The organism is Streptomyces tateyamensis (genome assembly GCF_003205575.1).
Lineage (GTDB): Bacteria > Actinomycetota > Actinomycetes > Streptomycetales > Streptomycetaceae > Kitasatospora > Kitasatospora tateyamensis.
This window is the reverse complement of the sequence record NZ_PYBW01000029.1, coordinates 35,807-48,024: the sequence shown is the minus strand read 5'-3', so window position 1 is coordinate 48,024 and position 12,218 is coordinate 35,807. Positions and strand designations below refer to the sequence as shown.

Here is a 12,218-nt window from a genome sequence, read left to right as displayed (position 1 = left end):
TATGGGCAAGCGCCCATACTGGCAATGGAGGAGGAGCCGAATGTCTCCGCGAGGTGTGGCGATCGCCGGAGTGCGGGAGCGGCTTTTCGACGCGGCCGAACGCATCCTGGGCCGCGACGGCCCCGGGGCTCTCACCAGCCGGGCCGTCACCAGTGAGGCCGGCTGCGCGAAGGGCATCCTGCACAGCCACTTCACCGACCTGGACGACTTCGTGGCCCAGTTGGTGCTGCGCCGCTTCCAGCAGCTCGGGGAAGCGGTCGCCGCTCTGCCGGCCCTGGCCGGGGAGGGCGTCGTCGGTGAGCACCTGACTGCCGCCGCCCTGCTGCTGCTCGACTCCCCCGGGCCCGCACTGGCCGCCCTCGCCCTGACCCGCCCCGCGGCCTCGGCGCGGATCCGCGAAGCCTGGGAGCGGGGAGCGCCGAGCTTCGACACCTTCGAGGACTCCCTCGCCGCGTACCTGCGGGCCGAACAGCAGCTCGGGCGGGTGCCCGCCGCGCGCGACTGCGGTGCCCTGGCGCTCGCCGTGGCCGGCACCACTCACCACCTGCTCATGACCGCGTGGCCCGGTGGCCCCGAGCCGCGCGAGCGCATCCGCCAGGTCGTCGCGGCACTCATGGTCTGACCGCCCTGCGGAATGATCGTGGCGGCAGGCCTGAGGGCGGACGGCAGCCCGATGCCGTGACGCAGCCCCTGAGGACGAGGTCACCAAAGCCGAAGGGGCTCGCATGTCCCGCCAGGGCAGAGGCCGTGCGGCCCTTGGCCAGTGACGGCGTCAGGGGCATCTCAAGCGGACGAGGGTGGGAGACGGCTGTGACTGGCGGGCTGACGGGGCGGGTGAGTCCGGCCCGGTTCGTCGCGATGCACAGGGCCTGGCCAGAGCCGATCACGTCGCGTCAGGTGTCAGGCATCCGGGCCGGACAGCAGCGGAGCGAGACAGGCGTCGATGCGGCGCCACGATGAGGCTACGGGGGCGATGACGGGGTTGATGTAGTTCCGAGGCGGATCGATCACGAGCGGATCACCGCAGACCGCCCTGACTGTCGACGCTTCCTGACTACCGACCCCCAGACCGGTCCACGGCCCAACAACGATCCCCTGTGCCTCCACGCATGCCGCTGTCCCGCGAACATCGGGATCGAGGAGCACGCTGAGCGGCTGCGTGCCCGTGCACCTCGGTCACCGTGAAGCTCACGAGCTACAAGACCTCCCGCCTGGTCAACGTGCCGTCGGGGCCGAGCACATAGGTACGCGGCGGACCCATGGCCGCCACGGCTGCCCGGAGCGCGGCCTCCCTCACGGCGGGATCCGGAGCGTTCGGATCCCGGACGAGGAAGCCATGAAGGTCGATGGCTTCGGCGTCGACGTCACTGGGATCCGGGCGGCCCTCCGCAACGAACCCGCAGAGAGCGCGCAGCGCATCTTCGCCCATCACCAGCGGATGGAAGGGCAGCGGGTACGGCTTCTCCTCCACATCCGGCCACGGAATGATCTGGGCCGGGCGCTCCCCCTTCCAGTAGGGCAGCTCGAAGGGAAGCGGCTCGCCGATGTTCTCGACGATCCCGCTGTCCGGGGACAGGCTCAGCGACCGGAGGAGACGTCCGTCCTCCCAGACGGCGAAGGACAGCCAGTCGACCACGCTGTGCATGGCATGCAGAACCAGCCGCCGCCCCGCGCTCGCCGCCACCAGCTCCTCAGGAAGTTGCGAGGGACGATCGACCATCACACGTCGATCGCAGAGCAGCTCCACACCCGGCCAACTTCCCGCATAAGCCCGACCGACCGGAGGGTAGACCGCCTCCCACAGGTTCGAGCCAACAGCCGCTTCGACCGCCCAGCCCGGATACAGGCGTCGCATCATCGCGGCCGTCCGTTCCACGTCCGCGACGCCGACCTGCTTCAACAGGCCCGGCACCTCCCCGTCGGCGTACACGAGCAGACCGGTCTTGGCTCCCAAGGATCCTCCCTACAGCGGAAGCTCACATTGCGCCGCACCGTACTCGCCGACCCTGACAGAGCCTCGCGAGTGAACGACCCACGCCGGGTCTGCTCTGCCTGGCCGGATGCCGGGTCGACGTCCCGTTCGCCATGCTCCGCGACGGGACCTTCTACGAGTCCCGGCCAGCCCCAACGGTCACCTGAAGTTCGGGTCCGCCATCAGCACCACACTGTGGCACTGGGGTCGAGCCTCCGGATTGGAGCACGGCTGTTCAGGCAGTGAGACGGCGCGTGAGGTCGAGCATCTCCGGCAGGCGCAGGACGCGCCCGGCGTGGCCGGGTAGCGGAATGTGGAGGGGCTCGGTCCAGCGGGTGGGGATGGCGTCGAGTCCGTGGATCGCGCCGGCCAGGCCGCCGGTGACGGCAGCGACCGTGTCGGTGTCGCCGCCGAGGTCGACTGCCGCCCGCACCGCCGCCTCGAACGAGGTCGTGGTGCGTACCGCCCAGACGGCGGAGCCCAGGCAGGGCCAGACCGCGCCGTTGAACTCGGTGGCGTCGTCGGGATGCCAGGTGGGCGCGAGGACGGCTTCGTAGCGCTCGCGGTGGTGCGCGTCGACGTGGGTGAGGATCTCCGGGAGGGCGGCCAGCGGGTCGTCGCCGGCCAGGGCGAGGCGGACCAGCTCGTGGAAGATGACGGTGCCTTCCCAGGCCGCGCCATCGCCGTGGGTCAAGGCCGAGATCCGGCGGGCGGCATCCATCGTCGCCTGCCTGCCGTCGCGGGCGAAGTACACCGCCGAGGTCGCGGCCCTCATCAGCGAACCGTTGCCGGCGGCGCGCAGGTTGACCTGGAAGTGGACGGCCGAGGCGAGGTCCCACGGCATGCCGTTGGTCAGGACGTCCTCCGTCTGCACCCCGATGTCCTTGGGCTCGGACGCCGCCCAGCGCTGGAAGCGCGCGAAGATGTCCGGCAGGTCCAACCCGCCGCGCTCCAGCAGCGACTCGGCGACCATGACGGCCATCTGCGTGTCGTCCGTAGCCTCGCCAGCATCCCAGCCACCGCCCCCACACATCTCGCCGCCGGGCGCCGACACAGCGAAGCGGCTCGAGAACGCCCCGGCAGGGCCGAACTCGAACGGGGCTCCCAACGCGTCCCCCACGGCAGAGCCGACCACGGCTCCGGCCGCACGCTGATCGTCAATCATATCGTCAGGCTACCGGGCTCCTTGCTGGCTCTCAGCCGTCCAACTTCCCAGGGCGCCCCGCACCTGGCTCGCCCGAAGGAGCCGTCAGCCACCCGCGCTGTCGCGCTGATCGGCAATGGGCGATAGAGCGCCGTCCAGCATCTGCGTTGTCTCCCGGGCCAGCTGGTGCAGCGCCTCTGTCGGACGGGGCAGCTCGAGCAGCAACGCGGTCCCAGCCGCGAGCGAGGCCCGCGCGACGGCATGCAGGCCGACCGTCGTGGCTTCCTGGGCGATGCGGAAGTGCTCCTCGGTGACGCTCAGGCCGAGACCCAGTGTGCGCCAAGCGAGAGTAGTGGGCTGTGGTTCCGGGAGGTTGAGGTCGAGTGCCAGTTGGTCTGTGGCCGCCGCTGGTTGCGGGCCGTCGAGGACTGCGACGGCCCGCTGTACGGAGCGCCCGGCTGCCTCGACGTCGCCTGCGCGCCGCTGCAGCGAGGCAAGATCGGTCAGGGCCGCACCGCGCCGCGTTGGGTCGTCCTGGAGGGACGCGTACAAGTGTCGGGCGCGAGCGGCTTGGGTGAAGTCCCCGAGCTGCGTGAGTTCGTCGGCAAGGCCTGCGAGCAGGGCGGCATCACGCGGTCCGGCGTCGTCGAGCAGGCGCAGCAGCGCGGCTCTGGCCAACTCGGTCCGCCCCTGACGGCGTGCCAGCTCGGCCCAGGTGAACTCAGGCTCGTCCTCCGGGTCCGCACCGTGGTTGGACTCGTCGAACTCGGCCGCCCACGTGCTCAACTCCGCTGCGATGTCGGGGAAACCGCCGAGGTGGCAGAGGACGTCGTAGCTCGCCGCGCGGAGCGAGTGCAGGAGCTGATGGTCCTGCTGCTGCCCGTGCAGGCCCACGAGCACGGCGGCCAGGCGCAGCTCCTCCGTGGCGCCGTGCTGGGCCTCGTGCTGGAGCAGAACGCGCAGGAACGACAGGTCAGTGTCGCGCCGGTCGTACTGGGCCGCGCGCAGGGCCGTCGCCCGTCGCGCCGCGTCGGCCGCCACCTCGGGCCAGCGGGTTCGATCGGCGCGCAGCAGGGCCAGATCCGCCTGACCGGGCTCGAGGACGGTCTGCCACAGCGGCGGGCGCGGCAGCCGGTCCAGCAGCGTGTACGCGCACCCCTCCTCGGCGTTGAGGAGCAGGAAGTCCGGCTCGGTGCGCAGCAGCGCCCGGTGCAGACGCCGGATCAGCTGAGGTTGCGGGACCTCGCGCAGGCCCAGTGCGGTCAACAGGGCACTGCGGTCGGCGTCGAGATCCGGGCCGTAGTACTCACGGAGGTTCCCCTCGGTCTCAGCCACCGCGGCCGCCAGTGCGGTGTCGTCGACGTCGGGGGCTAGGCCGGTGTAGTCGTGCCAGCCCGGAAGGCCGATAAGCACTTCCAGGGCCTCGTCCACACTGTCGGCGATCAGCCCAGCCTCGCCTTCCGAGCTCGCGTACAAAACCTGCCCACCCGCGCACACGAAGAACGTCCCCCCGGTGTCGTCCCCCGCCACCGCCTCCAGCGCCGCACCGGAGGCCAGGCGGACGGCCTCGCCGTGCTCGGCGCGCGCGAGGTCGACGTCGAACGGGTATGCCGCGCAGTCCGCCAGATCGGGGCGTCGGCGCAGGAGCTGGAGGGCACGGTCGCGGCCTGTCATGGCGGGGACGCTAGCAGCAGGCTCGGCGGCACGCGGCTACAGGAACGGGGGAAGGAAGCCACGAAGCGCGAAATGGACTCGCGTCGACCGACCAGGCTCGGGCAGAAAGCACGCCAGGCCCGCGGCAGCCGACCTCATCCTCGCCACCGTTCCGCACTACCTGGGCGACGACGTGTTCGGCCCGTACGCCTGCGCGCTGCTGACTGACCTGGCCCGGCAGCCGCCCCGCTTTGCCCGCCCTGCGTGAGGTGATTGACCGTCAGGTGCGGTTGCCGATGTACATCGGCGACGAGGACCGCGAGCTGCGCGTCGACGAACAGGTCACCGAAGCCGCCCGCCAGGCCTACGCGCACATCACCGCACCCGCGCCGGGCCCGGTAGTCCTCCAGCACGGCTTCACAAGGATGGCTGACCTGGTCCTTGTCGTAGACCGCAAGCACTGGGTCCTGGCCCGCCGCAGCATCACCGATCCCACGAAGATCGCCTCCTGTCCCCGGCCGGGCTGAGGACGGGCCTTGACTGACCGTCCGAGGCGGCGGCGTGGATCGGACACACGCGAGTGGCGGGCCTGGTCTGCGCCCGGCTGGCTGAGGTGGGACGATCGGGGTATGGAACAGCGCGTACTCGGCCGTACTGGCCGTCCGGTCTCCGTCGTCGGCCTGGGCACCTGGCAGCTCGGTGCCGACTGGGGAGATGTCCGCGAGAGCGACGCCCTCGCCGTCCTTGAGGCCTCGGTGGAGGCCGGGGTCACCTTTTTCGACACAGCCGACGTGTACGGCGACGGCCGGAGCGAGCGGTTGATCGGGCGTTTCCTGAAGGAACGTCCGGACAGCGGCGTGTTCGTCGCCACCAAGTTCGGCCGCCGGGTCGAGCAGCGGCCGGCGAACTACACCCTCGACAACTTCCGCCTCTGGGCCGACCGTTCCCGCGAGAACCTCGGAACGGACCAACTCGATCTGGTGCAGCTGCACTGCCCGCCCACCCCGGTCTACTCCTCCGACGAGGTCTTCGACGCGCTCGACACCCTGGTCGCCGAGGAGCGGATCGGCGCCTACGGAGTCAGCGTGGAGACCTGCTCGGAAGCCCTGACCGCCATCGCGCGTCCAGGTGTGGCGAGCGTGCAGATCATCCTGAACGCGTTCCGGCTGAAGCCGTTGGAGCAGGTGCTGCCCGCGGCACTGCAGGCCGGGGTGGGCATCATCGCCCGGGTCCCGCTCGCCTCCGGCCTGCTCAGCGGCCGGTACACCGCGCAGACGCGGTTCGCGCCCGAGGACCACCGCACCTACAACCGGCAGGGCGAGGCCTTCGACCAGGGCGAGACCTTCTCCGGGGTGGACTACGCCACCGGAGTCGAGGCAGCCGCCGAATTCGGCGGCCTGGCCCCGGAAGGCGCCACCGCGGCTCAGACCGCACTGCGCTGGATCATCCAACAGCCTGGCGTCAGCACGGTGATCCCTGGCGCCCGCAACCCCGCCCAGGCCCGCGACAACGCGCGGGCGGCCGATCTGGCCCCGCTGCCCGCGAGCACACTGGCGGCCGTCAGGGAGCTGTACGACACCCGGCTGCGGGAGCAGGTCCACCCCCGCTGGTGACAGTGCGCGGACCGTCACCAGCGAGGGTGGGGAGCCGGGCATGCGGGCCGGGCCCGAGCGGCGCGACGGAAGTGCGGAGCCCAGTGCTCCGCAGGCAGCGGCCGGCAGAGTCGGTCACGCGCGGCTGGAAGCCGAACCTGAGGCGACCGCTCAGCTCTGGCAGTGGCGGCGGTCTGCCTCTGGCGCTAGATGAGTGATGCCAAGGGATCCCCGGCGCGCGTGACTGGGTTATCCGGTTGACGGCTCGCGGGGTGAGCGGTTCTCCTACTGCGATGACCAAGCTCAGCTTCGCAGAGCCGGTAGGCGATGCCATGCTCGCCGACTGGCAACACGTCCATAACGTGATCATCGCGACCGACACCCTGTCACTTGACGAGGTGCGCGAGCGGGCCGGGCGTAACTGCTTGGAGGTCGCGTACCTCGAAGGCGAGCCGGTGGGCTGCACGACCGTACGCCCGCCGGCCAGCGACAGCCCGTCCACCGCCACCGTGATTGCCCGGGTCCTCCCCGCCCTCCGTCACCAGGGCTTCGGCGAGCAGCTCTACCAGCGCGCACTGGAGCGTGCCCGCGCATTGGGCGCCACCACCATCGAGACCGTCGTCCTGGCCTCCAACGAGGACGGCCTGCGGTTCGCCGAGACCCACGGCTTCGTCGAGATCGACCGCTACGTCCTCCCGGGCGACACCATCGCCTACGTCGACCTGCGCCTCGCCTGACCAGAGCTCGTCGGGTCCGATCAGGCCCGCTGGCGCGCGATCACCGGGGCCCACCTGGTTCCCCTGGTCCGGGCCGGCGCGAAGTTCGAGAACGGCGTCCTGGTCGAGCGAGGGGAACTGGTGGCATGAGCGAACGGGTTCGGGTGTGGTGCCTGCGACACGGCGAGTCGCAGAACGTCACCGACAACATCGCCGGGTCCGTGCCGAGCGCTGCGCTGACCGAGCGAGGCCACGAGCAGGCTGCTCTCGCGGCCCGGACCCTGGTCGGCGAGCGGATCGGCGCGGTCTACTCCAGCACGGCCTTGCGCGCACGGCAGACGGCCCAAATGCTGGCCACCGCTGCCGGCGTCGAGGTCCACGCCCTGCCCGACCTCGTGGAGGTCGGCATCGGCAGGCACGAGGGAAGCAACGACCCAGCCGTCCGACGGCAGACCGCCGACGTGCTCCGCTCCTGGGTGGTCGACAACGACCTGGCGCAGCAGGTCGCGGACGGCGAGACGGGCTTCGCGGTCACAGCACGCATGGGCAGAGTGTTCCAGGTCATCGCCGAGCAGCACCGGGGCGAGACCGTCGCCGTCGTCGGCCACGTCGCCAGCCTCACCGTCGCACTCGGCCAGCTCTGCACCCTCGGAGCCGCCGTCTGGGGAACACCCCTGCCCCACGCTCAGCCCTTCCTCATCGAATGGGACGGCTCCACCTGGCGCTGCCCCTCATGGCCGGAAGCGAACTGACGCACCGCAGCCCAGACACCCCCCATCAACAAGTCTTGACGATTGCTCGGGGCTTTGAGGTCCTAACAAACGGGTTGGACGTGTCGGTAGGTGGTCAGGCAGGTGGAGCCGGTCCCACACGCCGGCCTCGTTCCAGGCCGCAAGGCGCCGCGAGCAGGTCATGCCCGAGCCGAAGCCGAGCTCCTGCGGCAGGTACTCCCACTGGATGCCCGTGTGCAGCACGAACAGGATCCCGCACAGCGCCTGACGGTCCGGCACACGAGGCCGCCCCGGCCTGAGCTTCGGCCCCGACTCGGGCAGAAGCGGCGGCACTGGTGGCGGTTGGATCATCATCTTTGGCTGGCCCGTTGGGGTGAACGAGTCCAGCGGAGATGTTCGTTGACAAACTATTACTGCTACCAATGGCCCTGCGCGCCCCTTCCGTACCGGGAGGGCGCTTCCTGATCGTGCGCGCAGCCGCACGTCTACCGCAAGGACGGGTTCCATGGCAGTCGCGTTCCGTAAGACGCTGGCCGTTGCCGCACTGGCTCTGACCGCTTCCTTCCTGCCGGGCGCAGGGGCGGGGGCCACGGACGCCGGTGCCCGGTCCCTGCGCACGCCGGGCCTGTACTGCCTGGCCAACGCCTGGAGCACTCCGAGCACCTCCACGAAGCCCTGCGACGCCAAGGACCAGGGCCAGCACTGGACCCTCTCGGGCCAGCAGGTCTCCCTCACCAACGCGCGGGCCTATTGCCTGGCCAACACGTGGAACGCCCAGGACATCTCCACCAAGCCCTGCGACGCCAAGGACCAGGGCCAGTACTGGACGGTCACGGGCCAGCAGATCTCCCTCGCCTTCGGCCCTGCGTACTGCCTGGCCAACGCCTGGGGCACCCCGAACATCTCGACCAAGCCGTGCGATGTCAAGGACCCGGGTCAGCACTGGGTGGTCTTCAACGACCAGATCAGCCTCGCCAACGGCTGACCGGACCCCTGGCACTGCCCGCCCCGCCACCAGGCGGCGGCGGGCAGTCGTCCGGACGCTGGTTGAGATTCATCTCAACCAGCCCTTTCATGTCGATCAGCGGTACCATGGCCAACTGCCGCAGGCAGGTCGTGTCCCTGCGGGGCCAGGCCAACCGTACTGTTCCAACTCGGCGCGACCGGCTTGATCCTGCCGCCACTGACCGGGCTCGCCCCCCTCCCTGGCGCCGGCCACGGCCATCGGCTTCGTGCTCCTGCAGACTGGTGCGATCGCCGTCCACCTGACCGGCGAAGACCGCCGGATCACACTCACCGTCGGGCTCACCGCCACCGCGGCCGTGACCGTCTGGCCGGCCACCGGGCTGTGATCGCGCGCACTCCCCGACCGGTGCCGCCATCCACGTGCTGCTCGCCGAGGCATCAAGGCTCGTGCGTGGTGAACGCCCCTCCCAGGTAACGGTATTCAGGATCGGACTCGTCCAGTGGGCCGCAGGCCATGAGTACATCCGCAGCAAACGCCTCCGCGTCGTCCTGCGGGTCGTATCCGAGCTTGCGGGCCGGTGCCAGGTCCCACCAGGCGCGAGAGTTCGCCGAGATTCCGTAGACGACCTCATAGCGCAGGCCCGGCGTGGTCAGGCACGCCCGGAACAGATCCACGGCGTCGGCCGGGCTCAACCAGCTCTCCAACATCCGGACCGTGCGCGGGACTGGGAAGCACGAGCCGATCCGTACTGCGACGACTTCCAGGCCGTACTTGTCGGCGTACAGGCTGCCGATCCCCTCTCCGAAGACTTTGGAAAGCCCGTAGTAGGTGTCGGGACGTTGCCGGGTGTCGACGCCGGCCAGTTCCGTTCGCGGCGTGAACCCCACCGCGTGGTTGGAGCTGGCGTAGACGACTCGCCGGACGCCGCAGCGCCGGGCTGCTTCGAAGACCTGGTAGGTGCCGTCGATATTGGTGGACAGGATGTCGGCGAAGGGGGCCTCGACCGGGATGCCGGCCAGGTGGATGATCGCGTCCACACCGTCGCACGCGGCGTCCAGGGCTTCCGCGTCGCGGATGTCGCCGACGTGCCAGTCCTCGGTAGCGAGGCCCTCGCCAGGCACCCGGTCGAAGCCGCGGATCTGCCAGCCCAGGCCGGGCAGACCCGCCCGCAGATAGCCCCCGACAGCTCCGGCGGCTCCGGTGATCAGAACTCTTGCCATGATGTGCCTTTCGTGAATGTCAGCGGCGGCTGGTGGACGCCTCGAGCCGTTCGCGCGCGGCGAGCAGGGCGTGGACGATTGTGGCCTCGCCAACCTCGGTCAGCCGGGCAATCGGTAGGGAGCAGCTCAGTGCGTCGCGGGCCGGGAACTCGGTGCGGATCGCCACTCCGAAGCAGCGCAGGCCCAGCGTGTTCTCTTCGTGGTCGACGGCATATCCGCGCTCTCGTGTGCGGGCCAGGTCGGCTGTGAGCGCGTCGTAGTCGGTCAGGGTGTGTTCGGTCAGCGCGGTGAGCGGGGCGCCGAGCAGCTTGTGGACCTCGGCTTCGGTCCGTTCGGCCAGGAGCGCCTTGCCCAGGGAGGTGGCGTGCGCGGGTAGACGGCGGCCGATCCGGGATATCGGTCGCAGGTAGTGCCGGCGGCGAGAACATCCCCGGAGACCGGCCTTGACGGCTCTCGCGCGGGTGGTCGGGCCGCACCGGGCGCGCCCGGGCCCCTCACCCGGGCAAGGTCGCCCGGGTGTCGCCCTTTGCGTGGTTGCCGCTGGTGGTGAGGGGTTCACCGGGCTGCGGGATGCGCACTGGACCGGGTCGGGACCGCGACATGTCGTCCGCCACCGCGGTGGCGCGCGCGGCCACGCCTTCCCGCGCCACCGAGACGATGAGTTCCCGCAGCCGCTCGACATACAGCCGCATGTTCTTTGCCGCGACGCCGGTGTCCGGATAGCGGCTGGCGAACTGCAGGCCCTCGTGGAGCCTTGTGATCCACGCGCACACCTGGTCGCCGTACGAGACCCGCAGCAGCGCGTACGCTCTGAGGTCCTGCCAGCGCTCCGCGCCCGGGATGCCGCGCGTGTCGACGAACGACACGATCGAGTACAGGTCCGGAGACGTGGGCCGGAAGTCGGAGCCCAGCAGCTGGAGCACACGAGCGATGGGCATCCTCGACAGCGGCCGACTCTCCCGCAGTTCCGCGCGCACCATCTCCAATGCGCTGTCGAAATCCGGCGCACGCGCCACGGGAATCTCGATCGGCGCACCGCCCACGTACCAGCCCACCGAGTCCGCCCACTGGGAATGCGCCCTGGTGTGGAACGGCACGACGGTGCGGTACACGTGCTGCCCGCTGCCCTCACCGACGATGAGAGCGGTGGCCGCGAGGATGCCGGTCAGGCTCCCGCCGTACGGGCGGCAGTACGCCTCGAAAGCCGCCGCGTCCGAAGCGTCCACGAGCATCTCGCACATGAACTTCTGGGTCGGCAGCGGCCCTTCGGGATCGAGACCGAGGTCGACGGGGAAGTTCGGCAGCTTCCCGTCGCACCGGTTGATGAACTCCCGCCAGCGAGCGACGATCGCGTGCGTGTCGTCGATCTGATCAGCACTCCCGCGCTCGGTCGCGCAGAAATCGACATAACTGGCGGCTGGCGCCCTGTCCAGCGCGCGGCCGTCAAGACCCGCCGCATAGAGTTCGTGGATCTCCGCGGCGATGCGCTGGATCGAGTACGCGTCGACATTGGTGTGGTCGAACGCCATGTAGACACTTGTGCTGTCATCCCTGACGACAGCGGTGAAAATGAAGTTCGGCCAGGCGAGCGCGTCCGCCGCGAGATCGAAGCGGTCCTGCAGGTACCGGGTCAATGTCGCCGCGTCGGGAAAATCGCCGATGTCCTCGCGGTGCAGCACGACCCGATCGGCATCCAGCGTGAAGCGTCGCAACTCGTCGCCGACCCAGCGCAATCCGCTGCGCAACGTCTCGTGTCGAAGCGTCCAGTCCCGCAGCGCGCCTTCGAGGACGCCGAGATCGACCCGTCCCGGCACGTCGAACGCGGTGCCGAGCCAGGTCGGCACGAACAAGCCGCCTTGGCGTACCGCCCGCGCCGTTCGCACGTGCGCCTCCTGCACGTACGCGGGCGGGCGGGCATCGTCCGGCAGACCACTCGCGGCCTCGACGGCCGTCGGATGCAGCGTCCACTCGACGAGACGTCCGGGCCGGATCTCGCAACGCTGGATGTCGGTCACTCGCACGAAGTCTCCGTTCGCATGCCCCCAGGACTCAGACAGGGCGGGGGCGGACAAGTTTGAGCGCCAGGTGGCGGCCGTCGGCTACGCCGGGAGGTACCGCCGCCACACAGGGTGTCGTCGGTCCATGCCCACAGGGCATCGCTCAACGACACAACCAGACCAACGATCCGATGATCTCGGAGAAACGCCGTTGACCAATGTGGGC

11 protein-coding genes and 3 pseudogenes are annotated in these 12,218 nt (G+C 70.1%); 7 read left to right on the top strand and 7 right to left on the bottom strand.

Annotated features, from left to right (window positions below; genetic code table 11):
* Positions 1-40: 40 nt before the first annotated feature.
* Entirely contained in the window at positions 41-622 is a 582-nt protein-coding gene (locus C7C46_RS09385; protein WP_110667710.1) for a TetR family transcriptional regulator, read from the top strand.
* Positions 623-1,195: 573 nt separating this feature from the next.
* Here C7C46_RS09385 and C7C46_RS09380 read toward each other — a convergent pair.
* The 3 genes from C7C46_RS09380 to C7C46_RS09370 form a co-directional block, all read right to left on the bottom strand.
* A complete protein-coding gene (locus tag C7C46_RS09380; protein ID WP_110667708.1) occupies positions 1,196-1,954 on the bottom strand; it encodes a DUF6928 family protein in 759 nt (252 codons plus the stop codon).
* A gap of 253 nt (positions 1,955-2,207) precedes the next feature.
* Positions 2,208-3,137, bottom strand: coding sequence for an ADP-ribosylglycohydrolase family protein (locus C7C46_RS09375; RefSeq protein WP_110667706.1), 930 nt, complete (start codon positions 3,135-3,137; stop codon positions 2,208-2,210).
* Between the two features lie 84 nt (positions 3,138-3,221).
* Complete coding sequence (locus C7C46_RS09370; protein WP_110667705.1) at positions 3,222-4,790, bottom strand: hypothetical protein; 1,569 nt, start codon at positions 4,788-4,790, stop codon at positions 3,222-3,224.
* Between the two features lie 275 nt (positions 4,791-5,065).
* Between C7C46_RS09370 and C7C46_RS09365 the strand changes: the two genes are divergently transcribed.
* From C7C46_RS09365 to C7C46_RS09345, 4 genes are all read left to right on the top strand, one after another.
* Positions 5,066-5,296, top strand: a complete 231-nt coding sequence (locus C7C46_RS09365) for a hypothetical protein (RefSeq protein WP_110667703.1) — start codon at positions 5,066-5,068, stop codon at positions 5,294-5,296.
* Between the two features lie 102 nt (positions 5,297-5,398).
* The gene (locus C7C46_RS09360; RefSeq protein ID WP_110667701.1) at positions 5,399-6,382 is read left to right on the top strand and encodes an aldo/keto reductase; all 984 of its coding nucleotides are present in this window, start codon (positions 5,399-5,401) and stop codon (positions 6,380-6,382) included.
* 272 nt (positions 6,383-6,654) lie between these two features.
* Positions 6,655-7,098, top strand: a complete 444-nt coding sequence (locus tag C7C46_RS09355) for a GNAT family N-acetyltransferase (protein WP_110667699.1) — start codon at positions 6,655-6,657, stop codon at positions 7,096-7,098.
* A 125-nt stretch (positions 7,099-7,223) separates the two neighbouring features.
* The gene (locus tag C7C46_RS09345; protein ID WP_220040585.1) at positions 7,224-7,829 is read left to right on the top strand and encodes a histidine phosphatase family protein; all 606 of its coding nucleotides are present in this window, start codon (positions 7,224-7,226) and stop codon (positions 7,827-7,829) included.
* 102 nt (positions 7,830-7,931) lie between these two features.
* Here the strand turns inward: C7C46_RS09345 and C7C46_RS36320 are convergent.
* Positions 7,932-8,162, bottom strand: a pseudogene (locus C7C46_RS36320) (transposase); the annotation flags it as partial.
* A 151-nt stretch (positions 8,163-8,313) separates the two neighbouring features.
* Between C7C46_RS36320 and C7C46_RS09335 the strand changes: the two are divergent.
* Together C7C46_RS09335 and C7C46_RS09330 are read left to right on the top strand one after the other, a co-directional pair.
* Positions 8,314-8,793, top strand: coding sequence for a ricin-type beta-trefoil lectin domain protein (locus tag C7C46_RS09335; protein ID WP_110667693.1), 480 nt, complete (start codon positions 8,314-8,316; stop codon positions 8,791-8,793).
* A 168-nt stretch (positions 8,794-8,961) separates the two neighbouring features.
* A pseudogene (locus C7C46_RS09330) lies at positions 8,962-9,160 on the top strand (DoxX family protein); the annotation flags it as partial.
* Positions 9,161-9,212: 52 nt separating this feature from the next.
* Here C7C46_RS09330 and C7C46_RS09325 read toward each other — a convergent pair.
* The 3 genes and pseudogenes from C7C46_RS09325 to C7C46_RS09315 form a co-directional block, all read right to left on the bottom strand.
* Positions 9,213-9,995 (bottom strand): NAD-dependent epimerase/dehydratase family protein, encoded by a 783-nt coding sequence (locus C7C46_RS09325; protein ID WP_110667690.1) that lies wholly within the window; start codon positions 9,993-9,995, stop codon positions 9,213-9,215.
* Positions 9,996-10,014: 19 nt separating this feature from the next.
* A pseudogene (locus C7C46_RS09320) lies at positions 10,015-10,410 on the bottom strand (IclR family transcriptional regulator); the annotation flags it as partial.
* Between the two features lie 79 nt (positions 10,411-10,489).
* A complete protein-coding gene (locus tag C7C46_RS09315; protein WP_181442270.1) occupies positions 10,490-12,016 on the bottom strand; it encodes a condensation domain-containing protein in 1,527 nt (508 codons plus the stop codon).
* Positions 12,017-12,218: the final 202 nt, after the last annotated feature.

Excerpts from the sequence above, each read along its gene's own strand:
- C7C46_RS09385 (WP_110667710.1), top strand. The coding sequence starts at position 41 with ATGTCTCCGCGAGGTGTGGCGATCGCCGGAGTGCGGGAGCGGCTTTTC.
- C7C46_RS09375 (WP_110667706.1), bottom strand. The coding sequence starts at position 3,137 with ATGATTGACGATCAGCGTGCGGCCGGAGCCGTGGTCGGCTCTGCCGTG.
- C7C46_RS09325 (WP_110667690.1), bottom strand. The coding sequence starts at position 9,995 with ATGGCAAGAGTTCTGATCACCGGAGCCGCCGGAGCTGTCGGGGGCTAT.
- C7C46_RS09345 (WP_220040585.1), top strand. The coding sequence starts at position 7,224 with ATGAGCGAACGGGTTCGGGTGTGGTGCCTGCGACACGGCGAGTCGCAG.
- C7C46_RS09360 (WP_110667701.1), top strand. The coding sequence starts at position 5,399 with ATGGAACAGCGCGTACTCGGCCGTACTGGCCGTCCGGTCTCCGTCGTC.
- C7C46_RS09370 (WP_110667705.1), bottom strand. The coding sequence starts at position 4,790 with ATGACAGGCCGCGACCGTGCCCTCCAGCTCCTGCGCCGACGCCCCGAT.
- C7C46_RS09335 (WP_110667693.1), top strand. The coding sequence starts at position 8,314 with ATGGCAGTCGCGTTCCGTAAGACGCTGGCCGTTGCCGCACTGGCTCTG.
- C7C46_RS09355 (WP_110667699.1), top strand. The coding sequence starts at position 6,655 with ATGACCAAGCTCAGCTTCGCAGAGCCGGTAGGCGATGCCATGCTCGCC.
- C7C46_RS09365 (WP_110667703.1), top strand. The coding sequence starts at position 5,066 with ATGTACATCGGCGACGAGGACCGCGAGCTGCGCGTCGACGAACAGGTC.